Origin of the sequence: Neisseria sp. MVDL19-042950 (assembly GCF_030504625.1) — a bacterium.
In the GTDB taxonomy this organism is placed as follows: Bacteria; Pseudomonadota; Gammaproteobacteria; order Burkholderiales; family Neisseriaceae; genus Neisseria.
The window spans coordinates 1-26,305 of sequence record NZ_JAUKWH010000014.1 but is presented as its reverse complement, the minus strand read 5'-3'; the positions used below and the strand labels follow the sequence as shown (position 1 = coordinate 26,305).

Annotated in this window: 18 protein-coding genes and 1 pseudogene; 18 read left to right on the top strand and 1 reads right to left on the bottom strand. The window is 47.7% G+C overall.

The window, feature by feature from the left end; all coding sequences use genetic code 11:
• The first annotated feature begins 46 nt into the window (after window positions 1-46).
• The 17 genes and pseudogenes from Q0X97_RS10515 to cas2 all read left to right on the top strand — a co-directional run bounded on the left by Q0X97_RS10515 (window position 47) and on the right by cas2 (window position 23,036).
• Window positions 47-2,023, top strand: a complete 1,977-nt coding sequence (locus Q0X97_RS10515; protein ID WP_302067426.1) for a DUF3488 and transglutaminase-like domain-containing protein — start codon at window positions 47-49, stop codon at window positions 2,021-2,023.
• A 169-nt stretch (window positions 2,024-2,192) separates the two neighbouring features.
• Window positions 2,193-4,496: a CRISPR-associated helicase Cas3' gene (cas3, locus tag Q0X97_RS10510; RefSeq protein WP_302067427.1), complete on the top strand. Its 2,304-nt coding sequence runs from the start codon at window positions 2,193-2,195 to the stop codon at window positions 4,494-4,496.
• Window positions 4,497-4,572: 76 nt separating this feature from the next.
• Window positions 4,573-7,467 carry an SNF2-related protein gene (locus Q0X97_RS10505; protein WP_302067428.1) on the top strand — a complete coding sequence of 965 codons (2,895 nt, stop codon included), beginning with the start codon at window positions 4,573-4,575 and terminating at the stop codon, window positions 7,465-7,467.
• A 229-nt stretch (window positions 7,468-7,696) separates the two neighbouring features.
• Window positions 7,697-7,882 (top strand): hypothetical protein, encoded by a 186-nt coding sequence (locus tag Q0X97_RS10500; protein ID WP_302067429.1) that lies wholly within the window; start codon window positions 7,697-7,699, stop codon window positions 7,880-7,882.
• A 2-nt stretch (window positions 7,883-7,884) separates the two neighbouring features.
• Window positions 7,885-10,194 (top strand): AAA family ATPase, encoded by a 2,310-nt coding sequence (locus Q0X97_RS10495; RefSeq protein ID WP_302067430.1) that lies wholly within the window; start codon window positions 7,885-7,887, stop codon window positions 10,192-10,194.
• 5 nt (window positions 10,195-10,199) lie between these two features.
• Entirely contained in the window at window positions 10,200-12,074 is a 1,875-nt protein-coding gene (locus Q0X97_RS10490; RefSeq protein WP_302067431.1) for a site-specific DNA-methyltransferase, read from the top strand.
• Window positions 12,071-13,147: a virulence RhuM family protein gene (locus tag Q0X97_RS10485; protein WP_302067432.1), complete on the top strand. Its 1,077-nt coding sequence runs from the start codon at window positions 12,071-12,073 to the stop codon at window positions 13,145-13,147. Before Q0X97_RS10490 ends, Q0X97_RS10485 begins: the two co-directional genes overlap by 4 nt.
• Window positions 13,137-13,298, top strand: coding sequence for a hypothetical protein (locus tag Q0X97_RS10480; RefSeq protein WP_302067433.1), 162 nt, complete (start codon window positions 13,137-13,139; stop codon window positions 13,296-13,298). Before Q0X97_RS10485 ends, Q0X97_RS10480 begins: the two co-directional genes overlap by 11 nt.
• A complete protein-coding gene (locus tag Q0X97_RS10475; RefSeq protein ID WP_302067434.1) occupies window positions 13,295-15,988 on the top strand; it encodes a DEAD/DEAH box helicase family protein in 2,694 nt (897 codons plus the stop codon). The genes Q0X97_RS10480 and Q0X97_RS10475 overlap by 4 nt, the downstream gene beginning before the upstream one ends.
• A 108-nt stretch (window positions 15,989-16,096) precedes the next feature.
• Window positions 16,097-16,774 carry a type I-C CRISPR-associated protein Cas5c gene (gene cas5c, locus Q0X97_RS10470; RefSeq protein WP_302067435.1) on the top strand — a complete coding sequence of 226 codons (678 nt, stop codon included), beginning with the start codon at window positions 16,097-16,099 and terminating at the stop codon, window positions 16,772-16,774.
• Entirely contained in the window at window positions 16,771-18,591 is a 1,821-nt protein-coding gene (cas8c, locus tag Q0X97_RS10465) for a type I-C CRISPR-associated protein Cas8c/Csd1 (protein ID WP_302067436.1), read from the top strand. The genes cas5c and cas8c overlap by 4 nt, the downstream gene beginning before the upstream one ends.
• Before the next feature lie 2 nt (window positions 18,592-18,593).
• On the top strand, window positions 18,594-19,445 hold the full coding sequence (cas7c, locus tag Q0X97_RS10460; protein ID WP_302067437.1) for a type I-C CRISPR-associated protein Cas7/Csd2: 852 nt from the start codon (window positions 18,594-18,596) through the stop codon (window positions 19,443-19,445).
• 3 nt (window positions 19,446-19,448) lie between these two features.
• Window positions 19,449-20,057 carry a CRISPR-associated protein Cas4 gene (gene cas4, locus Q0X97_RS10455; RefSeq protein ID WP_302067438.1) on the top strand — a complete coding sequence of 203 codons (609 nt, stop codon included), beginning with the start codon at window positions 19,449-19,451 and terminating at the stop codon, window positions 20,055-20,057.
• Window positions 20,058-20,089: 32 nt separating this feature from the next.
• A complete protein-coding gene (locus Q0X97_RS10450) occupies window positions 20,090-20,590 on the top strand; it encodes an SLATT domain-containing protein (protein ID WP_302067439.1) in 501 nt (166 codons plus the stop codon).
• A gap of 2 nt (window positions 20,591-20,592) precedes the next feature.
• The gene (locus Q0X97_RS10445) at window positions 20,593-21,387 is read left to right on the top strand and encodes a hypothetical protein (protein WP_302067440.1); all 795 of its coding nucleotides are present in this window, start codon (window positions 20,593-20,595) and stop codon (window positions 21,385-21,387) included.
• A gap of 186 nt (window positions 21,388-21,573) precedes the next feature.
• A pseudogene (gene cas1c / locus Q0X97_RS10440) lies at window positions 21,574-22,650 on the top strand (type I-C CRISPR-associated endonuclease Cas1c).
• A gap of 92 nt (window positions 22,651-22,742) precedes the next feature.
• The gene (gene cas2, locus Q0X97_RS10435) at window positions 22,743-23,036 is read left to right on the top strand and encodes a CRISPR-associated endonuclease Cas2 (RefSeq protein ID WP_040667137.1); all 294 of its coding nucleotides are present in this window, start codon (window positions 22,743-22,745) and stop codon (window positions 23,034-23,036) included.
• 529 nt (window positions 23,037-23,565) lie between these two features.
• Here cas2 and ffh read toward each other — a convergent pair.
• The gene (ffh, locus tag Q0X97_RS10430) at window positions 23,566-24,936 is read right to left on the bottom strand and encodes a signal recognition particle protein (protein WP_302067441.1); all 1,371 of its coding nucleotides are present in this window, start codon (window positions 24,934-24,936) and stop codon (window positions 23,566-23,568) included.
• Between the two features lie 121 nt (window positions 24,937-25,057).
• Here ffh and ccsA point away from each other — a divergent pair, with 121 nt between their 5' ends.
• On the top strand, window positions 25,058-25,864 hold the full coding sequence (gene ccsA / locus Q0X97_RS10425) for an inner membrane protein YpjD (protein WP_302067442.1): 807 nt from the start codon (window positions 25,058-25,060) through the stop codon (window positions 25,862-25,864).
• Window positions 25,865-26,305: the final 441 nt, after the last annotated feature.

Sequence of the window (26,305 nt, the reverse complement as noted above, 5' to 3'; positions counted from 1 at the left end):
ACCGGCTATCCGCCATAAATAACCTCACATTACGTTCAAACACATCATGCTGATTCTCAATCCCGCATTTCTCCAACAACCGCCGCCGCGCGCCGTTGCGTCTGCCGTGCTGTTTACTTTGCTGTGGGCGGCGCTGCCGCTGGTGTCTTCGCTGCCGGCCGCGGTGGTGGCCGTGTTCGGCGGCATGTGGCTGCTGCGCTTGGTTTTGCTGCGGCTGGGCGTGGCCAAGCTGCCGCTGCCGGCATTGGTTTTTCTGATGATTATCGGCGGCGCACTGGTGTGGCAGCAGCTCGGCACGGTAATCGGGCGCGACGGCGGGGTGTCGTTTCTGCTGTTGATGGTGATGCTCAAGGCTTTTGAAGGCAATACCCGCCGCGATTGGCAGGTGCTGCTGCTGGCCATGCTGTTTTTAATCGGCTCGTCGGTGCTGTTCGATCAAAGCCTGATTATCGGTATATGGCTGCTGCTGGCTTTGCCGATGGCAGGAATATGCTTTGCCGTGCTGTGCGGGTTGAGTGTTAAAGAGGCGGCCAAACACACCGGCCAAGCCCTGCTGCTTACCCTGCCGCTGACCGCCGTACTGTTTGTGGCCGTGCCGCGTTTGAACGAACCTTTATGGCGCATTCCCCAGCCCCAACAAGGGCAGGCCAAAACCGGTTTGTCCGATTCGATGGAGCCGGGCAGCATCAGCAATCTGGTGCAGAGCGACGAATGGGTGGCGAACATTACCTTTTCAGACGGCCTCAAGCCGCAGCGCAGCGATATGTATTGGCGCGCCATCATCATGGCCGACTTTGACGGCACCCGCTGGCGCGCGCTCGACAACACCTATATAGACGAAGCCCGCACCGCCGCCAACCCCGCGCGCACCGTCGAATATCAAATGATTATCCGCGACCAAAACGGCGCGCTGCCCGCGTTGGACTACCCCGTCGGCTCATTGCCCGACAGCCTCACTAAACGCATGGGACAGATTGTGCGCGCCCACCGCAGCCGCGAAGGTTTGCGCCGCATCACCTTGCAGGCATCGTTCAGCGACACCCTGCCCCACAAGCTCACCGAAGGCGAACGGGTTTTCTACACCCGCCTGCCCGAAGGCAACCTGCAAACCCGCCTGCTTGCCGATGCCCTAGCCAAACAATCCGCCGGCGCACGCCAGTTTATCGACAAAGTGCTGCATCACTACCGCAGCAAAAAATTCAGCTACACCCTGCAACCGCCTCGCACGCCCGGGCGCAACGGCATCGACGAATTTATGTTCCGCACGCAGCAAGGCTTTTGCGAACACTACGCACAGAGTTTCGTCGTAATGATGCGCGCCGCAGGATTGCCCGCACGGGTCGTTACCGGCTATCAAGGAGCCGAATACAACGAACAAGCCGGATTCTGGCAAATCCGTTCCAAAGACGCACACGCATGGGCGGAAGTATGGCTGCCGCAAGAACAAGCATGGCTGCGCATCGACCCCACCGCCGCCGTCTCCTCCGTGCGTGCCGAAAGCGGCATCAGCCAAGCCCTGCCCGAAGCCGAACGCAAAATGGTTTCAGACGGCCACAGCCTCTTCGCCCGCTGGCGCGATACCGGCCAATTTTACTGGCAGCAATGGGTGGTGAACTACGACCAAAGCAAACAAAACAACCTCTTCGAGCTGCTCGGCTTGGGCGGATTCAACTGGAAAACCCTGCTGCTGGTGCTGCCCGCAGGCATGGCCTTGGCGTTGCTGCCCCTGCTGAAATGGTGGTTCGGCAACCGCAGCCGCGAACGCGATTACCTAAACGAAGGCTTCACGCAACTCAAAACCGCCTTGCTGGGCGAAGAAGACGAAACCGCCCCCGCCGTGAGCGCAGGCGAACTGCAAAAACTGCTCAACAGCAACGGCATCGAAAATCCCGAACTCATCCGCCTGCTCAAACAATACGAACACTGGCTCTACGCCGCCGACCGCCCGACATTGCGCACCCAAAAACGCTGGTACCGCGCAGCAAAGAAAGCCGCCAAAAAGCAATACCAACAGCAACATTAGTTTGCCGGGTTTCATACAACAGAGGCCGTCTGAAAACAGCTTTAACTTGATTAGAGCGATGTTTTCAGACGGCCTCTTTTTGCGGCGAGAGGGAGTGCAAAATTTTAAACTGTTATGATATATTTCTCACTTTGTAGTTAATAAAGAAATAATAAAAATACATTGGAGAATGTCTGTGGATACTCGGCTTATCCGAACTTACTACGCCCATTCCGCCCAGAACCGGCCCGAACAATACTGGCAAACCCTGCCTAGCCACCTCGCCAACGTCGGCGACACGGCCGCAAGGTTTGCCGCTTTTTTTGGCGCGCAGGAAATGGCACGTTATACCGGCTGCCTGCACGACTTGGGTAAATACAGCCCCGAATTTGACCGCCGCCTGCATGGTGCCCACTTGTCGGTTGACCATGCCACCGCCGGAGCAAAAATCGCCTTCGAGCGTTGGGGATTGCAGGGCAAATTGATTGCATTTTGCATAGCCGGCCATCACGCAGGCTTGGCCAATGGAGACGGCGAGGGCGACAACCGCCGTACATTGCGGCAACGGCTTGCCTTGCAGTTCGGCAAAGACATTCCGAATCTCGATGAAGTGTGGCGGCAGCAAATTGCGTTGCCCGAAAAACTGCCCGCTCCACCCTTGCAGGCCGACAAACACCATCCCTTTTTCTCTTACGCCTTCTTCACCCGCATGCTGTATTCCTGCTTGGTAGATGCCGATTATCTCGACACCGAAGCCTTTTACGTAGGGCTGGAGAGCAAAACCATACAGCGCGGCGATTATCCCGATTTGCCGCAACTGCAACAGCAATTCAACCGGTTTATCGGCAATTTCAGACGGCCTATCGCCAACGCCGCACAAGAAAGCGAAGAACCACAGCGCAATGCCACCTTAAACCGCCTGCGCAGCGAAATTCTCGACCATGCCGTCGCCCAAGCCGCACAAACAAAAGGCCTGTTTACCCTTACCGTGCCCACCGGCGGCGGCAAAACCTTCACTTCAATGGCCTTCGCCCTCGAACACGCCAAGCGCCACGGCATGCGCCGCGTAATTTATGTGATTCCCTTCACCGGCATCATCGAACAAAACGCCGCTGAATTCCGCAAAGCGTTCGGCGATCTGGGCGAAGCCGCCGTGCTGGAGCACCACAGCACGTTTGACGACAGCAAACTGCAAGGTGAAAACAGCAAAGACAAATTGCGGCAAGCCTCCGAAAACTGGGATATGCCCGTTGTCGTTACCACCGCCGTGCAGTTTTTCGAATCCCTCTTTGCCGACCGCTCCTCCCGCTGCCGCAAGCTGCACAACATCAGCGGCAGCGTGATTATCCTCGACGAAGCACAAATGCTGCCGCTCAAACTCTTGCTGCCCATCATGCAGGCCATCAAAGAGCTGGCGCAAAACTACCATTGCTCGGTAGTGATGTGCACCGCCACCCAGCCCGCCATTCAAGCCGAACACGGCTTTTACCGCGGCTTGGAAAACACACGCGAGCTTGCCCCCAATCCCCCCGAATTGTTCGATAAATTGCGCCGCACCACCGTGCAGCATATCGGCACCCAAACCGATGCCGAATTGCTCGAAAAGCTCGCACAGCACAGGCAAATCCTCATCATCGTCAACAACCGCCGCCACGCCCGCAGCCTTTACGACAGCACCAAACATCTCGACGGCGTGTTCCACCTCACCACCCTGATGTGCGCCAAACACCGCTCCCAAGCGCTGGAAACCATCCGAGGCCGTCTGAAAAACAGCAAACCCTGCCGCGTGATCGCCACATCGCTTATCGAGGCGGGCGTAGATGTCGATTTCCCTTTAGTGATGCGTGCCGAAGCCGGATTGGACAGCGTCGCCCAAGCCGCAGGGCGCTGCAACCGCGAAGGCAAAAGGCCGTCTGAAAACAGCTTCGTCTGGGTATTCAAACCCGAAGAACAATGGAAAGCCCCGCCCGAACTCGGCCTTCTTTCCGCCGCCATGCGCGAAGTCGTGCGCCACCATGTCGACGACCTGCTGTCGCCGCAAGCCATCCGCCGCTATTTCCGGCGCGTTTATGAAGAAAAAGGCAAAGAGTTGGACAGCAAACAAATCCTCGCCGAACACCGCAAAGCGGGCAACACAATGGATTTCCCTTTCCAAACCATCGCCCAAAAATTCCGCATGATCGAAACCCACATGCAACCGCTGATCATCCCCTTTGACGCAGAGGCCGAAGCACTAATCGACAGCCTGCACCACGCCGACCAAATCGGCGGCCTGTTGCGCAAACTTCAGCCTTACACCGTGCAAGTGCCCGAAAGCGCCTTGAAAGCCTTGTTTGAAGCAGGGCGGATAGAAACGGTTAACGAAAAGCAGTTTGGGAAACAGTTTTATAGCCTGATTGGGTTGGATTTGTATGATGAAGTGGCGGGATTCTCTTGGGGAGATATGGAATTTTTGAAAGCAGAAATGCTGGTTTTTTGGAATTATCATCAATAAAATATAAATATTGATAATAAGACGAAGTGAATTTTACTATAAGGCTAATTTTAAAAATAAAATTTTGGAAAAACTTATGCAGCAAAGCAAACTTACCCCCCATCAGTCAAAATATTTTGCTTGGCAACTGACCCGGCAAGCACAAAATGGCAGTATGGAATCCCTTGCCTCCACTTTGGTGGATTCTCAGGTGGACTTAAACCCGCATCAAGTCGATGCCGCCTTGTTTGCCTGCCAAAACCCATTGTCCAAAGGCGTGATTTTGGCGGATGAGGTGGGATTGGGCAAAACTATTGAAGCCGGCTTAGTGGTTTTACAACATTGGGCGGAACGTAAACGTAACATTCTCATCATCACGCCTGCCAATCTGCGCAAACAATGGCACCAAGAGTTACAAGAAAAATTCGGCTTGCAAGGCATGATTTTAGAGGCCAAAAGTTATAACACCATCAAAAAACAAGGTAAAAATCCTTTTCGTCAAGACTCTCCGATTATTTGTTCTTATCAATTCGCCAAGTCTAAAGCTGACGATTTAAAAGCTGTTGATTGGGATTTGGTGGTGCTCGACGAGGCACACCGCCTGCGCAATGTCTATAAAAAAGGCAATGTGATTGCCAAAACCTTGCAAGAAGCGCTTGATCACGTACATTCCAAAGTGCTTTTGACTGCCACGCCCCTACAAAACTCGCTTTTGGAACTGTATGGCTTGGTCAGCATCATTGATAGGCATGTATTTGGCAATTTGGATAGTTTCCGCAGTCAGTTCGGTACAAAACCTTCGGAACAAAGCCTACAAAACCTACGCCAGCGCCTGCAAGCGGTTTGCAAACGCACGCTACGCCGTCAAGTACAAGCTTATGTACCTTATACTACACGTCTTGCGATTGTTCAGGAATTCACACCATCAGACGAAGAGAAAGCACTTTCTGCATTGGTAGCAGACTACTTGCGCCGTCCCAATCTGCAAGCCATGCCGCAAGGACAAAGACAATTGATTTCACTGGTGCTGTGGAAATTATTGGCTTCGAGCAGTCGTGCCATCGCCGGTGCCTTGGATACCATGAGCAAACGCTTGCAAGGCGTATTGAATGAAGCAGCCGCGCCGGATCTCGTTGAAACTTTGGATGAAGATTATGAAAGCTTGGACGAAACCGCGGAAGAATGGGAAAACGAAAATAGTGAAACACCCAGCCTAACTCGCGACCAATACCAAGCTATAGCCGACGAAATCGAAGAACTCAATCATTTTAAAACCTTGGCACAAAATATTCGCGAAGATGCCAAAGGCAAAGCATTGTTTGGTGCGTTAGAAAAAGCCTTTGCCGAGCTTAAGCGCTTGGGTGCGGCACAAAAAGCCATTATCTTTACTGAATCGAAACGCACCCAAGAATACCTGCTTGAATGCTTATCCAAAAGTGCCTATGCAGGCGAAAACGGCGACGGTATCGTACTCTTTAACGGCACCAACAGCGGCCCGCAAGCCCAAACCATCTACAAAAACTGGCTCAAAAAACACGAAGGCAGCGACAAAATCACAGGCTCCAAAACCGCCGATACCCGTGCCGCCCTTGTCGAGCATTTCAAAGAACACGCCACCATCATGATCGCCACCGAAGCCGGTGCTGAAGGCATCAACCTGCAATTTTGCTCGTTGGTCATCAACTATGATTTGCCGTGGAACCCGCAACGTATCGAACAGCGTATCGGGCGTTGCCACCGTTATGGGCAAAAACACGATGTGGTTGTGGTGAACTTTTTGGATAAAAGCAACGAAGCCGATGCCCGTGTTTATGAACTGCTGTCAGAAAAGTTCCAGCTTTTTGAAGGCGTATTTGGTGCCAGCGACGAAGTGCTCGGTGCAATCGGTTCAGGCGTGGATATCGAACGCCGTATCGCCGATATCTACCGCCACTGCCGCCAGCCCGATGAGATTAAAACCAGTTTTGATGCACTGCAACAAGAACTCTCTGGTGAAATCAACGCGGCCATGACCCAAACCCGCCAAACCCTGCTGGAAAATTTCGACGAAGAAGTGCAAGCGAAACTCAAAATCCGAGCTGACGATAGCGAGCGCACCCGCAGCAAATACGAAAAATTGCTGCTCAACTTTACCCGAAGCGCACTAGGCGAACACGCCACCTTTGATGCACACGGCTTTACCCTGAACGGGCTACCTGAAAACCTTTCAGACGGCCTGGGCCATATTCCGGTAGGTTACTACGAATTACCCCGTCAAAGCGGAACTGCCCATCTCTACCGCATCAACCATCCGCTGGCGCAAGCCCTGCTTGAACAAGCCAAGTCCTGCCATTGCCCCCCTACCAAATTGGTATTTGATTACGGCGAATATCAGAAACAACACGGCAGAATCAGCACCTTGGAGCCGTATATCGGGCAAAGCGGGCAGTTAATTGCCAAGCTCGTTACCATTCGTGCTTTTAACAACCAAGAACAGTATTTGCTAACTGCTGCTATCACCGATAACGGCGAAATCTTGCAAGAAGCCGACCCCGAAAAACTGATTGGCTTGCCCGCCAGCCAAACACTCATCACCCAGCCGCTACAGATTCAGACGGCCTTATCCCAAGACATTGCTGCACGCCGCCAAGCCCTGCTTCATGAGGCACAACAACGCAACCTTGATTACTTTGAACAAGAAGTGCAAAAACTGGATGATTGGGCAGATGATCTTAAGCATGGATTGGAACAAGAAATCAAAGAAACCGACCGGCAAATCAAAGAAATCCGCCGGACCGCCACTACTGCCGCCACATTGGAAGAAAAACTCGCGTGGCAGAAAAAACAGCGGGAATTGGAAAGCAAACGCACCAAACAGCGGCGTGAATTGTTTGACGGGCAGGATGACATTGAAAATCAGCGTAATGAGTTGATTGAAGAGCTGGAACGAAGTTTGCAGCAGCAAGTGGAGGAAGAAGAAATGTTTGTGATTGAGTGGGAGATAATACGATGAAGCTTTATCAAAATCGTTCTGGTAATTCTAATGTCGTTTCTTATCAGATATTTGAGGATTCAATTCATGTTGTATTCAAGAATGGTCGATGCAGAAATTATTTATATACATATACAAGACCGGGTAGGTATACGGTAGAACATATGAAAGATTTAGCAATACAAGGCATGGGTCTTAATTCTTATATTTCATCTGTAGTGAAAAATAATTATGAAAGGAAATGGTAAAAATGAAATCACCAAGTGAAGAATTAATTGAGTTGATTTCCCCTGTTTTAGTTGAGAAAAAATTATTTTTAGCCTCTGATCTAGAGCGCTACAGAGAAAAAATAATTTTAGGAGTCATGAAGCCAGAGGATTGGTTATTGGCAGTTGAAAAAGCTATTGATAAAGAAAAAGCAGGAGCAGGGGAATAAAAATGTCAACCGTTTCATTGAAAAGCTTATCAATTGAAAATCTTAGAGGATCGGTAACGCCTTTTGTTTTGAGGTTTGAAAAGGGTAAAAAGCTGATGATTATTTATGGAGAAAATGGTACAGGGAAATCTACAATTTCAGATGCTTTTGATTTGCTTGGGAACAATAAAATTGGTTCATTGGAAAAAAGAGGAGTTGGTGCTTCTACTAGAGTATATTGGCCTTCATTGGGAAAAGCTTATGCAGATGTTAAAGTGACACTAGAAACTTCAAACGGAACATGTGTGTTATCTCTAGATAAGAAAAATGTATTTCTTAATCAAGAAGAGTTGAAGCCGCAAGTATCGGTATTACGTCGTAGTGAAATTCTAAGATTAGTTACGGCACAGCCTGCCGATCGTTATAAAGAAATTAGTCGCTTCATTGATGTATCTGGAATTGAGGCGTCAGAAGCAAGTTTAAGAAAATTAATTAACGATAAAACTAAAGATTTTGAGAATGCAATAACACGTGTAAGCACAAATAGAAAGAATATTGAAAATTTTTGGGAACAAGTAAATCGTCCAGTTCCTGATGCTATTTTGTGGGCAGAAAGTGAAGCTAAAAAGGATTCAGTACATTTTGAAAAGAGAAAAAATGATATTGATGGTTTAATATCATATTGGAATAAAATTCAAGGGTGTTATGATAAATTTCTATTTCTTTCTAATGAGTTAAAGGAGGCTATATTTAAGCTATCACAAGCTGAATCCATTCTAAGCGATATAAAAGAAAAAGCGTCTGAAGATTATTTGGAAGTAATGGATATTCTTCAAGCAGCAAAAAAATATTTTCACAAATACAATAATGTAAATGTGTGCCCACTTTGTGAAAGTGCTGAAAATGCGGAAAATTTAGTAGAAGAAGTCAATAAGCGAATTGAATTAAATGGTTTGTTGTCGCAATTAAATATAGCTAAGCAATCTGTTTTAAAAAATGAAGATCTAGTAAAAAGTCAACAACAACGGCTAGACGATTTTCTAAAAGATATTAAAGATAGCTTTAATCAATTGGAAGGTTACTGCTTGAATACACTTGACATTCAAGATCTTGATCTTCCATCTTTTCCTATCCCGGAGAATCCAAATGAATGGCAAAGTTGGATTGCAGAGAATCAAGGTAAAAAAGATGCCTGGAGGCAAGAATCAGATAAATGTGTAGATAACAAAAATTTTATAGAAACATTACGTAGATCATTGGATGATTTAAAGGGTAGTGAGAATGTTGCTAAGGAATTAGGTGTGACATTACCTAGCTTAAAAGAAATATTAAATATCATTGAATCTGAACGCAAAAAGTATACTGACCATATTCTCGGGTCAATTTCAGTAAGAGTAGGACAGCTTTATGAGTTGATACACCCTAAAGAAGGACTGGATAAAATTACCTTGGCACTAGATGCAGCCAAACGAGGCTCTTTAGAGATTGCTATGGAGTTTGCAGGGAAACAAGATACGCCACCACAAGCTTATTTTAGTGATTCACATTTAGACACTTTAGGGTTATGCGTATTTTTGGCGCTAGCTGAACGTGAAAATCCAGAGCAGAAAATTCTGGTTTTAGATGATGTATTAGGTAGTGTGGATGAGCCTCATGTAGAGCGTGTTATTACCATGATTTATGATGTGATTCAAAAATTTCAACATGCTATTGTTACCACACATTATCGACCATGGAGAGAAAAATTTCGTTGGGGCATTTTAAAGCCGGAACAAGTTTGTCAGTTTGTGGAGTTAAAGCATTGGTCATTAGATAATGGCATGTCTTTATCTGGTTCCATTCCAGAGGTTGTTAGACTGAAAAAGTTATTAGAAGAATCTGATCCTGATATTCAGTCAATCACAGGAAAATCAGGTGTTATTCTGGAAGCTTTATTAGATTTCTTAACATTAAAGTATTCTTGTGCTGTTCCTAGAAAAATAGGAAATACTTATGTATTAAGTGATTTATTAGGTGCAGTAAACAGTAAGTTGTTGAAAGAGTTAAAAGTAGAAATACGTGATCAATCCCATCATTCATCAGAAGTACAAATTGGTGAAATCTTGAAAGAAATAAATCAAATAGCTCAAGCCAGAAATGTATTAGGAGCGCATTTCAACGAATTTTCTTTCAATCTTTATCCACAAGACGGATTAAAATTTGCTCGATTAGTTGAGAAATTATGTGATGCTTTGATTTGTCCGGATTACGGATGGCCGAATAAAGATACAGGAAGTTATTGGAAAAACAGCGGTGATACCCGCCGACTATACCCATTAAAAAAACCGAGTTGATATTTATGAAAAACCAAAAACTAGAACTCACTTGGATAGGCAAGCACAAACGTCCTAAGTTGGAAGCCCGTATTTTATTGGAAGAAGCGGATAAGTCTTATCATGCCAAAGTGCGGTCGGAAAAGGATATTTTTGATAACCGTCTGATTTTTGGCGATAACCTGCTCGCACTTAAAGCCTTGGAACAGGAGTTTGCCGGCAAGGTGAAGTGCATTTACATTGACCCGCCCTACAACACAGGGCAGGCGTTCACGCACTACGACGACGGATTGGAACACTCAATCTGGCTTTCATTAATGAAGGAGCGCTTTGAGCTTCTACGGAAGCTTTTAACTAAGGACGGAGTGATCTTCTGTCAGCTTAATGATGATGAGGCTGCCTACTGCAAAGTTCTCTTGGACGAGGTCTTTGGCAGAAATAACTTCATAAACCAGGTCAGCGTCAAGATGAAGCAAACCGCAGGCGCTTCGGGTGGCGGAGAAGACAAGCGATTGAAGAAAAATATCGAGTACATCCTCATTTATTCTCTCGATAGGGACAGTGATCTTGGATTCCAGAAGTTCAATGATGTCTACGACGAGGAGGACTTGTTTGAAATCATTGATGAGATGGAAGACAGCGGCAAGAGTTGGAAGTACACAAGCGTCCTGTTGGATAAGGGAAAGTTTGTTGAGGAACGAACCGTATTGGACGGTGCTGGTAATGAGATCAAGGTCAAAAGATTCAAAGGCGTTAAGCGGACGACCATTAATGCGCTGATGCGTGGAGGTTCGGAGCGGGAGGATGCCTACTCAAACAACTTTGAGTGGGTTTTCTCCGACACCAATGCTCAGACCAGTATCCGAACGAGAATCATGGATGAATTCTCCTCCCTCGCCGACGATGAATTGCTCATTGCCGAGTATGTTCCACGTTCCGGTAGGGGTAAAGGAACGGTTGTTCAGCACTACTATATAAGTCCAACTATTCGCCGCGTTATCTGGCTGAAAGATACAGCCGTGAAGCGTGGACGAAGAATCGTTAAGCTAGAAAAAGCTGGTACCTATTGGGATGGCTTTCCCCTCAATAATCTAACAAAAGAAGGTGGTGTTCAATTCCCTAACGGCAAGAAGCCAGAATTACTGATAAGGAAAATTCTCGAATTAGCAACAAACCCCGGTGATCTCGTTCTCGATTCCTTCGCTGGTTCCGGCACCACCGGCGCCGTCGCCCACAAAATGGGGCGACGCTGGATTATGGTGGAGCTGGGCGAGCATTGTCATACGCATATTATTCCGCGTTTGCAAAAGGTGATTGATGGCACCGATCAGGGCGGGATTTCCAAAGCGGTGAATTGGCAGGGCGGCGGCGGTTTTCGTTATTACCGTTTGGCACCGACTTTGATTGTGAACGATAAATGGGGCAATCCGATTATCAACCCCGACTACAACCCCGAAATGCTTGCCGAAGCGCTTGCCAAGTTGGAGGGCTTTACTTACAGGCCGTCTGAAACGCATTGGTGGCAGCATGGCTTTTCCAGCGAGTGCGATTTTATTTATGTGACCACGCAGAGTTTGTCTGCCGAGCAGTTGCAGGCATTATCAGACGAAGTGGGCGAAGGGAAGAGCCTGTTAATTTGCTGTTCGGCTTGGCGCGGTTTGACGGCGGCTCAGGCGGCGGAGCGTTTCCCCAATCTCACTTTAAAGAAAATCCCGAAAATGATTTTGGCGCGCTGTGAATGGGGGCATGACGATTACAGTTTGAATGTTGCCAATCTGCCCTTTGCCGAAACAGAACCCCTGCCTGAAAAAACGGATAACCAGAAGCTGCCTGTGAAAGCGAAAAAGGGAAAAAGGCTGCCTGAAAAGCAAGAAGGGCTGTTTGACGGGGAGGAACAATGACGCAGGATGTACAGGTTTCACAGGGTGAATTTTTACTTTACCAAACGGAAGATGCGCAAACACGCATTCAGGTGCGGTTTGTGGAAGATGGGCTTTGGTTGTCGCAAGCGCAGATGGCAGAGCTGTTCCAGGTTTCAGTCAGAACCATCAGTGAGCATTTGGGCAATATTTTTGATGAAGATGAAGTTGACCCCGAACGAACTATCCGGAAATTCCGGATAGTTCAAATCGAGGGCAGTCGGCAGGTTCGCCGCTTGATTGATCATTATCATTTGGATGCTGTTTTGGCGGTTGGTTACCGGGTGCGTTCGCATCGCGGTATGCAGTTTCGTCGTTGGGCAACCGAGCAGCTGGGCCATTATCTGGAAAAAGGTTTTCTGCTGGATAGTGAACGCTTCAAGGCAGGCAAGGATGAAGCGTATTTTGAAGCGCTGTTGGCGCAAATACGCGATATTCGTTCTTCGGAAAAGGTATTTTGGCGCAAGGTGCTGGATATTTATGCCACCAGTATCGACTACGATCCCAATACGGAAACGTCGCGGCAGTTTTTCGCTACCTTGCAAAACAAGATGCATTGGGCAGCACACGGGCATACGGCTGCCGAATTGATTATGCTGCGTGTCGATGCCGAGGCACCTTATATGGGGCTGACCAATTGGGACGGACAAAGCAAGGGAAAACCGGTACGTAAGGCGGATGTGGGCATTGCCAAGAATTATTTGAATGCCGAAGAACTGGAAGTGCTCAACCGTATCGTTACCGCTTATATCGAAGTGGCCGAGTTACAGGCACAGGCGCGGCAGCCGATGTATATGACAGACTGGGCAAATGAGCTGGATAACTTTTTGCGCCTGACCCGCAAAGAGGTTTTGACCCATGCAGGCAAAGTATCGGCAGATGCCGCGTTGGCGCGGGCGCAAGCGGTTTATGAGCAATATCGGGCGCAACAAAGCAGGCTGCCTTCACGGGCTGAGCAGGATTTTGAACGTGCGATTGTCGAGCCGGTTAAGCAGCTTGAGCGTACGCGTAAACAGGTGCAGCCTAAAAATAAGGGTAAAAAGAATGAAACATAAGCAAACAGGCCGCTTGAAAACGCTGTTTGTGCCGCAGCATGCTGCACAAGAAAAAGCGGTTGCTCGAAATTTGCGAGTAATTCATGACATCAATATCCATGCAGTTAGCCAAAATATTGGGATAACTGCCAAGTGCGGAACGACATCATGACTACAAGAATTCAACATCATATCAACGGCCGCTTGTCGCTGCGTGCGCCGCAGGCACACAGTTTGGCGAAGTTAAAGCAAGCATTGGATATTGCTCCGCAGATGCTCCAGCATGAGCGTGATGTGGCGGCGGTTTTGGAAATCTTAAAAGGCGAATTTGCCACTTTGCAGGATTTTGAGCGCGAGTTTCCATCTTTGTGTTTTGCGTTGGCGACAGGTGTGGGCAAAACCCGCTTGATGGGGGCGTTTATTGCTTATCTGCATTTGGCGCACGGTATCAACAATTTTTTTGTGCTTGCGCCCAACCTCACCATCTACAACAAGCTGATTGCCGACTTTTCACCTAATACGCCCAAATATGTGTTTAAGGGGATTAGTGAATTTGCCCTTCATCCGCCACGGGTGATTACCGGCGAAGATTATGAGCGGCAGGATATTGCTTCTGGCGACTGGATAACAGAAGTACGGATCAACATTTTCAATATCGCCAAAATCAACTCTGAAGTGCGTGGTGGTAAAGAACCGCGTATTAAGCGGATGCGCGAAGTGCTGGGCGATAGCTATTTTAATTATTTGGCGAATTTACCTGATTTAGTACTTTTGATGGACGAATCGCACCGCTATCGGGCGCAAGCCGGTATGCGGGCGATTAATGAATTAAAACCGTTATTGGGTTTGGAATTGACTGCTACACCTTTTGTGGAAACGGGAAAATCTCCGCAGCCGTTTAAAAATGTGATTGTCGATTATCCTCTTGCACGAGCGCTGGAGGATGGTTTTGTGAAAGTGCCGGCAGTCGTCACCCAGCGTAATTTCAATGCCAAAGACCATACGCCCGAAGAAATCGAAAAAATCAAATTGGAAGACGGCGTGCGTGTGCATGAAAACACCAAAGTAGAGCTGCTCACCTATGCACGCGAAAATGGCGTAAAGCCGGTTAAGCCTTTTATGCTGGTGATTGCCCGTGATACTACGCACGCGGCGGCTTTGCTGGCTTTGATAGAGTCGGAAGCCTTTTACGGAGGGCGTTATCGCGGCAAGGTGATTCAGGTGGATTCGAGCAAATCGGGCAAAGACGAAGAAGAAATGATTGCCCGCTTGCTGGCAGTGGAAAGCGTAGAAGAGCCAACCGAGATTGTGATTCACGTCAATATGTTAAAAGAAGGTTGGGATGTTACCAATCTTTATACCATTGTGCCGCTGCGTGCTGCCAATGCCCGCACCTTGATTGAGCAATCCATTGGGCGCGGTTTGCGTTTGCCCTATGGCAAGCGTACCGGCGTGGAGGCGGTGGATAGGCTCAATATCATCGCCCATGACCGTTTTCAGGAAATTATTGATGAAGCCAATAAAGGCGATTCGGTGTTGCGTTTGCAGCAGGTTATTTTGGAAGCACCCAGCCAAGATGATGAAAAGGTGAGTGTTCAGGTAGCCAGCACCATGGAGGTGCATTTGGGACTGGCTGGTGGGCCGTCTGAATTTATTCCTGCACAAGAATCGCAATCCTATCAACCCGTTTTTACCAATGAAAATGAAAAACGCATTGCCCGCGTGGTGATGGAAGTGGCGGCACAATATGGCCGCAGACCTGATGATGCACCGACTTCGCAAGCATTATTGCAGTCAGATATACAGGCGCAAATTACCGCCGAGGTGCAAAAACGCCTGCAACCTGCACAGGGTGAATTGCCGATGGAAGATACGCCGGATGTGGTTGGTATTGTTGCCAAAACCACAAAGGTGATGGTGGATAACAATATCGATATTCCGCGCATTACCGTTGTGCCGAGCGGCGAGGTGAGCACAGGTTTTCATCCGTTCACTTTGGATATCAGCCGTTTGCATTTGCAACCGAGCGAACGGGAAATCACTATTCACAATCTGCATACCAACGAGCAAACCAGCTTGGCACGGGAAATGGGGCTGACTGAAAAACGTCCTGAAGACTATATCGTTCACGCACTGATTGATTTTGACGATATTGATTACTTTACCCAATCCGAGCTTTTATATGATTTGGCTGGGCAGATGGTGGCGCATTTGCACAGTTATTTAAGTGAAGAAGAGGCCTTGAATGTGCTGGACAAAGAACGCCGCCTGATTGCCCGTGAAATTCATGCACAAATGGCTGCGCACTTTTGGGAAAAGGCCGCCGGCTACGAAGCTAAGGTGAGCCAAGGGTTTAGTCCACTCAAGCCTTGCGTCTATACCGTGGTTGCAGGCGAGCCTGTACATGCGGTGCGCGATACCGTGGTGGATAAAACGCGCATCAAACATATGTTGTTCGGCGATTTCGCAAAATGTTTGTATCCGTTGCAAAAATTTGATTCTGACACCGAACGTCGCTTTGCCGTTATTCTAGAGCGCGACGCACAAAAATGGTTCAAACCTGCCAAAGGGCAATTTCAAATAGATTACAAACTGGGTATAGAGCAAAAAGAATATTTGCCCGACTTTGTGGTGGAAACGGAGGATTGTATTTTGATGGCGGAAACCAAGGCACGTGCTGATTTGGATACGCCAGAAGTGCAAGCTAAAGCCCAAGCTGCAAGCACATGGTGCAAACACGCATCCGATTACGCCAGCCAACACGGCACGAAAGCGTGGCGTTATCTGTTGATTCCCCATGATGAAGTGAGTGAAGCCAAAAAATTGGCGGATTTTTTGCGGTTTGAGAAAAAGGTCGTCTGAAAATAGCCGATGTATCGCAGCCTTCGGGCTGCGTGGGTTGAAACTAAAGTTGATAGTTTAAAGTGAAAGTCAGCCGCCTTCGGGCGGCTGTGTGTAAAAGGAGCCGGTATGGCAAACAAAATACGCTTACACATCTGGGGCGACTACGCCTGCTTTACCCGCCCGGAGATGAAAGTAGAGCGGGTGTCTTACGATGTGATTACGCCGTCGGCGGCGCGGGGGATTTTGGCGGCGGTGCATTGGAAGCCGGCGATTCGCTGGGTAATTGACCGCATTCATGTGTTGAAGCCGATTCGTTTTGAGTCGGTGCGGCGTAATGAATTGGGCAGCAAGATTTCGGCGAGCAAGGTCAGCGGGGCGATGCGGCGTAAAAGTGTGGAAGATTTGTATGCGTTGATTGAGGATGACCGTCAGCAGCGCGCGGCAACGGTGTTGAAAGATGTGGCCTATGTGATTGAAGCGCATGCGGTGTTGACTGCGCGGGCGGGCGAGGGCGAAACGCTTGCCAAGCATATCGAGATGTTTAAACGCCGTGCCATAAAAGGGCAGTGTTTCCAGCAGCCTTGCATGGGTGTGCGTGAGTTTCCGGCACATTTTGCGTGGGTAGATGAGGATGAGCCGCTGCCGGTTTCATGCCTGTCTGAAAACGAGTTGAACCGCGATTTGGGCTGGATGTTGCACGATATTGATTTCGACCACGGCAATACGCCGTATTTTTTTCGTGCGGAAATGATAAACGGGGTGATTGAGGTGCCGCCGTTTGATGCGGAGGAGGTGAAAAGATGATTTTGGCCTCTCTTGCACGCTATTACCGCCATTTGGCAGCGGAGAATGATGACCGAACAGGCGAGCCGAAAGTGCCGCCGTATGGTTTTAGTGAGGAAAAAATCGGCTGGGTGCTGGTGTTGGATTCAGACGGCCTGTTGGTGGATGTGGTGCCGCATCTGACGGATGACAAAAAACCGCAACCCCGCTTGATGAGTGTGCCGCGTCCTGAAAAGCGCACGTCGGGCGTGAAGCCCAATTTTTTGTGGGACAAAACCGCCTATGCGCTGGGCGTGGATGCCAATAAAGACAAAGCTGCTGCCAAGGAGCAGCCGTTTAGGCCGTCTGAAAAAACGTTTGCTGCTTTCCGTGAGCTGCATTTGGAAGCCCTGAAAGACACGCAAGACGAGGGTTTGCTGGCCTTGCGCCGTTTTTTGGAGCGTTGGCAGCCTGAGCAGTTTGCCCGTCCGCCGTGCCTGCCTGACATGCTGGATGCGAATGTGGCGTTTAGGTTGGACGGTACGCGCGGCTATATCCATCAGCGTGAAGCGGCGCAGGCATTGTGGGCAGGCCGTCTGAAAAGTGATAAAGCAGAGCAGAGTTTGTGTTTGGTAAGTGGCGAACAAGCACCGATTGCGCGGCTGCATCCGGCGATTAAAGGCGTGTTTGGCGGGCAGAGTTCGGGAGGCTCGATTATCTCGTTCAATAAAGAATCGTTTACTTCTTTCGGCAAGGAGCAGGGCGCGAATGCACCGGTGTCGGAGGTGTCTGCTTTTGCCTATACCACCGCACTCAATTACTTGCTGCGCCGTGAAAACGGCCATTGCTTGACTATCGGCGACGCCAGCACCGTTTTCTGGGCAGAGGCCGACACGCCTGAGCAAGCCGCGGCGGCGGAAGGGTTTTTTGCTGCTGCTTTTACCCCGCCCGATGACGAGCAGGAAAGCAAAAAAGTATTCAATATTTTGGAACAAATCGCTAAAGGCCGCCCTTTGCAGGAAGCTGCGCCCGAATTATCGCCCGACACCCGCTTTTATATTTTGGGCTTGGCGCCGAATGCTTCACGGATTTCCATCCGCTTTTGGCTGGATACCACGTTTGGCAAGCTGGCGGAACATTTGGCGCAACATTGGAAAGATTTGGCGCTGGAGCCGTGTGCATGGAAAACGCCGCCTTCAATTTTCAAATTGTTACTGGAAACAGCGATTAAGTTTAAAAATAGCGAGGGACGTTACGAAAAACCAAAGGCGGAAACCATTTCGCCCGTGTTGGCCGGTGAAATGACCCGCGCCGTAATCGGCGGCACGCCCTATCCCATGAGTTTGCTGTCGCAACTGATTGCCCGCATTCGCGCCGACGGCGATGCCAACGGCCTGCGCATCGCCATAATTAAAGCCGTATTGCAGCGGCGTTTCAGAAAAGGTTTGATTAAAGAGGAGATTCCCATGAGTTTGGATACCGAAAGCCGCAACACGGCTTATTTGCTCGGCAGATTGTTCGACGTGTTGGAGCGCATTCAATATCAGGCGCTGGGTGAATTGAATGCGGGCATTGCCGACCGCTATTACGGCTCCGCTTCCGCCGTGCCGTTTTCCGTGTTCCCGCGTTTATTGAGCGGCGCAAAACACCATTTGTCCCGCCTGCGCAAAGACAAAGCAGGCATGGCCGTGAACTTGGATAAAGATTTGGGCGGCATCATCGCCGGGCTACCTGAAACTTTCCCGCTCCATTTGAGCATGGAAGAACAAGGCCGCTTTGCCATCGGCTATTACCATCAAAAACAAAGCTATTTCGCCAAAAAAGACCCCGTAGAAACCCAATCACATGAAGGAGAATGAAAATGTCTATCCAAAACCGCTATGAGTTCGTGTTTTTCTTCGACGTTACCAACGGCGACCCCGATGCAGGCAATATGCCGCGCCTCGACCCCGAATCCAGCAAAGGCTTGGTAACCGATGTGTGCCTGAAGCGCAAAATCCGCAATTTTGTGGAAATGGCAAATGAAAACCGACCCGGCTATGAAATTTATGTCAAAGAAAAAAGCGTGCTCAACCTGCAAAACAAGCGCGCTTATGAAGCCCTCGGCATCGAACCCGAAGCCAAAAAACTGCCCAAAGACGAAGCCAAAGCCCGCGACATCACCGCATGGATGTGCAAAAACTTCTTTGATATCCGAACCTTCGGCGCAGTAATGACCACCGAAGTCAACAGCGGCCAAGTGCGCGGCCCCGTGCAGCTCGCCTTCGCCCAATCCATCGACCCCATCGTGCCGCTGGAAGTCTCCATCACCCGCATGGCCGTTACCAACGAAAAAGACCTTGAAAAAGAACGCACGATGGGGCGCAAATACATCGTCCCCTACGCCCTCTACCGCGTGCACGGCTTTGTTTCCGCCAACCTCGCCGCCAAAACCGGCTTTTCCGATGAAGACCTGCAACAGCTGTGGAACGCCTTAAAGCTCATGTTCGAGCACGACCGCTCCGCCGCCCGCGGCGAAATGGCCGCCCGTAAACTCATCGTCTTCAAACACGACAGCGCACTCGGCAACGAACCCGCGCATAAACTGTTTGAAGCCGTCAAAGTCGAGCGCGTCCACGGCGAAAGCGGCACGCCCGCAGCCGCATTCAGCGATTACGCCATCAGCGTGGATTCAGACGGCCTCAAGGGTGTAACCGTAGAAGAACTGCTGTAAACCATGCGCTCCATACCGTTCTCCGCCTTGCAACACTACGCTTTTTGTCCGCGCCAGTGTGCCTTGATTCATAACGAGCAAGCATGGGCGGAAAACTATTTGACCGCACAAGGCCGTGCTTTGCATGATCGTGTGGACGGCGGCAAGCCGGAAACGCGCAAGGGCGTGTGTTTCGAGCGCAGTGTGCATGTGTCCGCAGAAAAACTCGGCGTGCACGGTGTGCTGGATATGGTCGAGCGCGATATTCAGACAGGCCGTCTGAAACCCGTCGAATACAAACGCGGCAAACCCAAGCCCGAACCGTTCGACGAAATCCAGCTCTGCGCCCAAGCCTTGTGTTTGGAGGAAATGACCGGGCAAGCGATAGCAGAGGGCGCATTGCGGTACATGCAAACCCGCCACCGTGTGCGGGTGGTGTTTTCAGACGGCCTCAAGGCGGAAACGCTGGATACCATCGCACAAGTGCGCGGGCTTTTGGAAAGCGGCATTACCCCGCTGCCCGAATACGGTAAACGCTGTAAAACCTGTTCGTTGATTGAGGCTTGTCAGCCGAAGTTGATGGAGAGGGATAGGTCAGCGGGGTATGTGGCGGGGTTGTTTGATAGAACTTAGAATAATCAGTTAGTCAAAATTATGAGGTAAGGATGAGTGATTTAAAGACTAATTTATACAATGAATTAAGCAGAATTGAAGAAGATTCTTTGTATTCTATGAAGGGGCATTACAATGCTTCTGATAGGTGGAGATGGTGGTATAACGCTCTGGGAATTATTAATGTAATTTGCTCTGTTATTGCTGGGATAACGGCCTTTTCTGAAATTGAAATAGCAATAAAAATTGCAGCTATTATTACGGCAATAGTAACAGCATTGACTACATTTTTAGAATGTTCTAAAAAGGCAGAAAGTCATAAAGTCTCAGCTAACTCTTTTTTGAAAATCAAGAACAAAGCTAGGTACTTAAAGGAGATAAAAAGTAAATTAATTAATGATGATGAATTTGAGAGACAAGTAAATGAACTTTTAGAGCAAAAAGATGAATTAAATTCTATTAGTTTAGTTATTCCTGATTTTGCATATGAAAAGGCAAGAGCAGAAATAGAAAAAGGGTTTGCGGACTATTGTATTGATAAGAAAAAGGATTAATTATGACTGTAAGTTCATATTTAAATAATTTGGCTGATGAATTAATTATTAGAGATTCAGAAAAAGATTCAATTAGAAGGTCTTTTAATACATTAGACTATCGTTTGAAGAGTTATTTTGGAGATGATATTGGATTTGTGAAGAAATTTGGTTCATACCACAGAGAAACCATACTGCCAAGAAATTATGATTCTAATTCTGATGTTGATATATTGATTTTGTTTTCAGATAAATTATATAAACCACAAACATACCTAAATAAAATAAGAAAATTTGCTGAATATTGGTACTCACGTTCAGAAATCTATCAATCAAATCCTACTATCGTATTAAAGCTAAATCACATTAAGTTTGAATTAGTTCCATGTATTGAGGCTGAATGGTATGAAAGTGGTAACTATAAGATACCATCTAAAGTTAGTGATTATCAGGATTGGTTATTGACATCACCATTTGAATTTAATGATAAGATTATACAGAAGAATAAGTTGTGCAACTATAAAATCAAGCCTTTAGTTAGGATTATGAAAAGATGGAATGTAAATACTGAATATCCAAAAATATATAGTTCTTTTTTGTTAGAGGAGAAAATTGTAAATTATAGTTTTTCTTATTTAGATAATAGTCTAAAAGATTATTTCTTTAATTTTGTAACAAATATGAATAGATTTGATTTGCCGCATCAATATCAAAGAAAAGAGGTCGAAAAACTGGTTAATAAAGTAAAAGAAATAAAGCGTTATGAAAAAGAATGTCCTGTTTGGTCTGAAAATGAATTAAGAAAGTTTTTTGACTAGAAATTCTTCAATAATTTTGGTCAGCGTAGGTCGGATATTTTATCTGACAAGTGTTTGAAATGATATTTTTCTCAAATGATTGCGGTAATGTTAAAAATGTTAGATTCAAGAATCCGACCTACCATGTTTCAGGTAGCCTAAGCACCAATCCCCAAGAGTGTGCTCAAAATCCGAGGAGTTTTTATCATGCGCAAGCTGCAAAACACGCTCTATATCAACACCCAAGGCAGTTATCTGCATAAGGAGCGGGAAACGCTGGTGGTGGAGCAGGAGCGAAAGAAGGTGGCGCAGTTGCCGGTGCATGCTATTGGGCATATTTTTTGTTTCGGCAATGTATCAGGGCGAGCCGACCATTCATGATGGCATCTTTTCCGCGCTATCCTGAATGGTCGGCTCGCCCTTGTGTCGCCTTTTTTAATGGGGTTTTGCGGCGAAAACAATGTGAATTTGGCGTTTTTTACCGAAAATGGGCGGTTTTTGGGGCGTTTGCAGGGGCGGCAGAGTGGTAATGTGTTGTTGCGGCGGGCGCAGTATCGGTTGTCGGAGCAGAATCCTGTGCCGATTGCGCGGCATATTATTGCGGCGAAGATTCAGTCGGCCAAGCGGGTGTTGCAGCGGCGTTTGCGCAATCATGGCGAGCATGCGGAGGTGCTGGCGGCGGTAACGGCATTGAATTTTTCTTTGCAGCAGTTGAAGCGGGCGGAGTGTTTGGACAAGGTTCGCGGGATTGAGGGCGATGCGGCGGCGCGTTATTTCGGGGTGTTCCGGCATTTGCTTGCGGAGAAAAGCGGTTTTGATTTTGACGGTCGCAACCGCCGCCCGCCGCGTGATGGGGTGAATGCGCTGTTGTCTTTTCTGTATGCGGTGCTGGGCAAGGACATCAGCGGGGCGTTGCAGGGTGTGGGCTTGGATCCGCAGGTGGGCTTTCTGCATGCCGACCGGCCTGGGCGCGACAGTTTGGCGCAGGATATTTTGGAAGAGTTCCGCGCGTGGTGGGTGGACAGGATGGTGTTGAGCCTGATTAACCGCGGGCAAATCAAGTCGCAGGATTTTGTAACGAAGGCGGGTGGCGCGGTGAATATTAAGCCGGAGGCGCGCAAGCTGCTGTTTCAAACGCTGCAAAGCAAAAAGCAGGAAAAGATTGTGCATCCGTTTTTGCAGGAGGAAGTGGAAATCGGCCTGCTGCCACATATTCAGGCGATGTTGCTGGCGCGGCATCTGCGCGGGGATTTGGCGGAATATCCGCCGTTTTTGATGCGTTGAGTTTTTCAGACAGGCATTTTCAGACGGCCTCAAAGATTACCCGAAAGGCCGTCTGAAAATGCTTGTCTGAAAAATGAATAAGGGGAAATAGTGTGTTGATGTTGATTACTTATGATATTTCGTTGGAAGACGCGGCAGGGCAGGCGAGGTTGCGGCGCATCGCCAAACATTGTTTGGACTATGGCGTGCGCGTGCAATATTCGGTATTCGAGTGCGACGTAACGCCTGATCAGTGGGTAAAACTGAAGGCCAAGCTGCTGGATACTTACCAGCCCGAAACCGACAGTCTGCGCTTTTACCATCTGGGCAGCAAATGGCGGCGCAAGGTGGAGCATCACGGTGCGAAGGCAGCGGTAGATGTGTTTCAGGATACGCTGATCGTGTGAATCGCTAACCCGTGGTTCTCATGAAAATGTGGGGCGATTAGCGATGCAGGATTGTTCTTTAACAATCAGGAAATTAGGAAAGCGGGTGTGGCGGAATAAGGCTGTGTTATACTCGCTTTTCGCGTTTTCGGAGAGCTTTAGCGAATCAGGGCTAAGCAAGCCTTGATGGATAAAGGTTTCCGAGAAGGCTTCAGCCGCCTTCGGGCGGCTGTGTGTTGAAACGGCCACACCGTTACGGTCTTCATCTGAGAATGCCTGTCAGCCGCCTTCGGGCGGCTGTGTGTTGAAACAAATCGGCCATGCGAATCAAAACAGATTATCGGCTCAGCCACCTTCGGGCGATTGTGCATTGAAATATTACAATCAAACAAAACTCATATCTAAATCAACTCTATCAGTTCTGTCTAAGCTGTTCTGTTTAGATAGTTCAGCAACTCCTATAGAAAAGGCCGTCTGAAAACATTTTTTCAGACGGCCTTGTTTCTGTTTAATCAGTAAAGTAGAAAGTACTTTAGCAGACGAATTGAAATTACAAGCCGGGGAACATGCCTTTCATTCCCTTCATTCCTTTTGCCATGCGCATCAGTTTGGCCATGCCTTTGCCACTAAACATTTTCATCATCTGTTGTGATTGTTCAAACTGCTTAAGCATTTTGTTAACTTCTTGCACCGAAGTGCCTGAGCCTTCTGCAATGCGGCGTTTGCGGCTTGCTTTGATCAATGCCGGATTGGCACGTTCTTTAGGAGTCATGGAGTTGATGATGGCCTCGACATGCCCCATTGCTTTTTCCGCCGTGCCTTCGGGGATCTGTTTGGAAAGTTGGCCCAGTTCGCCCGGCATTTTCGACATCAGGTTTTCCAGCCCGCCCATATTGCGCATTTGTTGGATTTGTTCTTTGAAGTCGTTGAGGTCAAAGCCTTTGCCTTTATGCAGCTTTTTCGCCATTTTAGCGGCGGCTTCTTCGTCAATGCCTTTTTGTACGTCTTCGATGAGGCTCAATACGTCGCCCATGCCGAGGATGCGGCTGGCAATGCGGTCGGGATAAAAGGGCTCGAGGCCGCTGATTTTTTCGCCTACGCCAATAAATTTAATCGGTTTTCCGGTTACTTGGCGTACGGATAATGCTGCACCGCCGCGTGAGTCGCCATCCATTTTGGTCAAAACCACACCGGTTAGCGGCAAAGCTTCGTTAAAGGCTTGGGCGGTATTCACGGCATCTTGGCCGAGCATGGCATCGACAACGAACAGTGTTTCAACTGGGTTAACTGCTGCATGCAGGGCTTTAACTTCGTTCATCATTTCTTCGTCAATTGCCAGACGGCCTGCGGTATCGACCATCAATACGTCATAGAAATGCCGTTTGGCATGGTCTACGGCGGCTTTTGCAATTTCAACAGGCTGTTGGCCTGTATTGGACGGGAAAAAATCTACGCCTACTTGTTCTGCAAGTAATTTCAGTTGCTCAATAGCGGCAGGGCGGTAAACGTCGGCAGAAACAACTAGAATTTTCTTCTTTTGGTTATTTTTCAATAGGCTGGATAATTTGCCAACGGTAGTTGTTTTACCGGCACCCTGTAAGCCGGCCATCAAAATAACGGCAGGCGGTGATACGGCCAAGTTTAGTGTGCTGTTTTCCTTGCCCATCAATTCTATGAGTGCATTATTTACAACGCCGATAAACGCTTGGTCGGGAGTGAGGCTGCCGGTAATTTCTTGACCAAGGGCTTTTTCTTTGACGTTATTGATAAATTCTTTAACAACAGGCAGGGCAACGTCAGCTTCAAGCAACGCGAGGCGTACTTCCCGTAAGGCATCTTTAATATTGTCTTCAGTTAATTTGGCTTGGCCGCGGATATTTTTCAGTATATTACTGAAGCGGTTGGTTAAGTTGTCTAACATGCGTATCCTTGATAATTGAGAATAGCTGCCCGAATCGGACGTTATTTGATAAAATTGTTACATTTTACACCACGTGTGCGTTGATGAATATGTACACATAAGATAAATAAGAAAGTTTGTCATGCCATATATATTGATTTGCCTCATGTTAGTGTATGCCGGGCTGGCAGGGTTTGTATGGCTGCATCACAAAAAGCGTAACGACAAACCATATCCGTTAAAAACCGAGCTGGGTATACTTGCGCCGGCATTAATTGCACATGGAGCGGTATTGTTTTTACCGGTGCTGCAAGATCAAGTTTTGATAATGGGATTCGGATATTCAATCAGCTTGATTGTGTGGTTGATGCTGATGATGTATTGGATGGGTAGTTTTTTTTACTGCCTGAGAGGGTTGCAGTTATTGCTATATCCTTGCGCCGCTTTGTCTTTATTACTTGGTTTGGTGTTTCCGGGTAAATTTATCGGTTATCAAATCAGCGACTGGCCATTTATGTTGCATATCGGTACTTCATTATTGGCTTATGGGCTATTTGGTATAGTGACTTTGTTGGCAGTGTTGATTTTATTGTTGAATCACGACCTGCATAAAAGAAGATTCTCGCCGCTCGTCTCATTCTTACCGCCATTGCTCAGTCTGGAAAAATTGATGTTTCAAGGCATGTGGGCAGGGTTCATGCTTTTAACTTATTCCGTTGTGAGCGGTACGTTTTTTGCAGAGGCTGTATTTGGCAGGCCGGTATCATTTACTCATAAAACAGTGTTTGGCGTATTGTCATGGCTGATTTATGGCAGTTTATTGTTAAACCACAGTATGACTGCATGGAGAGGTAAAAAAGCAGCAGTTTGGACGATAATTGGTTTTATCAGCCTGTTGCTTGCATATATTGGTAGTAAATTTGTATTAGAAGTAGTGTTACATAAGTAACAATAACATTTTCCTCGTAGTGATTGATTTGTTCGCATGTTAAGAAGGCCGTCTTAAGATATTTTAAGACGGCCTTCTTAACATGCGAACAAATACAAATTACGATTTCTCTCTCAGTTTTTCTCAAGCCTTTGTGTACTTGGCGGTGTGAAATAAATCACTTTATGTAATAGAATTTAATCTATCCGAAATAAAAGAGCAAGCAATCAAATCAGTAAGCAAAAAATAAAAAATAGAATAGAGGAAACCTGTAATAAGCTGGTTTTAAAAAGCTGATATTTAAATATTTGTAGAATTAAATTTTACGCAGGCTGTAAAGACTTTTTAATTTTATTGAGTAATTTTAAAATTATGAAAATCAGGTATTTTATTTGGCTTTTAGATTAATTTAGTTTGAATTTGAGCTGTAGATGAAGCCGGTTGATAAAGAGCGGTAAAAAA

Bases quoted from the DNA above. Each gene is read 5' to 3' on its own strand.
- cas3 (WP_302067427.1), top strand. From the start codon at position 2,193: ATGTCTGTGGATACTCGGCTTATCCGAACTTACTACGCCCATTCCGCC.
- Q0X97_RS10500 (WP_302067429.1), top strand. From the start codon at position 7,697: ATGAAATCACCAAGTGAAGAATTAATTGAGTTGATTTCCCCTGTTTTA.
- Q0X97_RS10445 (WP_302067440.1), top strand. From the start codon at position 20,593: ATGACTGTAAGTTCATATTTAAATAATTTGGCTGATGAATTAATTATT.
- cas5c (WP_302067435.1), top strand. From the start codon at position 16,097: ATGGCAAACAAAATACGCTTACACATCTGGGGCGACTACGCCTGCTTT.
- cas4 (WP_302067438.1), top strand. From the start codon at position 19,449: ATGCGCTCCATACCGTTCTCCGCCTTGCAACACTACGCTTTTTGTCCG.
- Q0X97_RS10480 (WP_302067433.1), top strand. From the start codon at position 13,137: ATGAAACATAAGCAAACAGGCCGCTTGAAAACGCTGTTTGTGCCGCAG.
- cas8c (WP_302067436.1), top strand. From the start codon at position 16,771: ATGATTTTGGCCTCTCTTGCACGCTATTACCGCCATTTGGCAGCGGAG.
- Q0X97_RS10475 (WP_302067434.1), top strand. From the start codon at position 13,295: ATGACTACAAGAATTCAACATCATATCAACGGCCGCTTGTCGCTGCGT.
- Q0X97_RS10515 (WP_302067426.1), top strand. From the start codon at position 47: ATGCTGATTCTCAATCCCGCATTTCTCCAACAACCGCCGCCGCGCGCC.
- ccsA (WP_302067442.1), top strand. From the start codon at position 25,058: ATGCCATATATATTGATTTGCCTCATGTTAGTGTATGCCGGGCTGGCA.
- cas7c (WP_302067437.1), top strand. From the start codon at position 18,594: ATGTCTATCCAAAACCGCTATGAGTTCGTGTTTTTCTTCGACGTTACC.
- Q0X97_RS10490 (WP_302067431.1), top strand. From the start codon at position 10,200: ATGAAAAACCAAAAACTAGAACTCACTTGGATAGGCAAGCACAAACGT.
- Q0X97_RS10505 (WP_302067428.1), top strand. From the start codon at position 4,573: ATGCAGCAAAGCAAACTTACCCCCCATCAGTCAAAATATTTTGCTTGG.
- ffh (WP_302067441.1), bottom strand. From the start codon at position 24,936: ATGTTAGACAACTTAACCAACCGCTTCAGTAATATACTGAAAAATATC.
- Q0X97_RS10495 (WP_302067430.1), top strand. From the start codon at position 7,885: ATGTCAACCGTTTCATTGAAAAGCTTATCAATTGAAAATCTTAGAGGA.
- Q0X97_RS10485 (WP_302067432.1), top strand. From the start codon at position 12,071: ATGACGCAGGATGTACAGGTTTCACAGGGTGAATTTTTACTTTACCAA.
- Q0X97_RS10450 (WP_302067439.1), top strand. From the start codon at position 20,090: ATGAGTGATTTAAAGACTAATTTATACAATGAATTAAGCAGAATTGAA.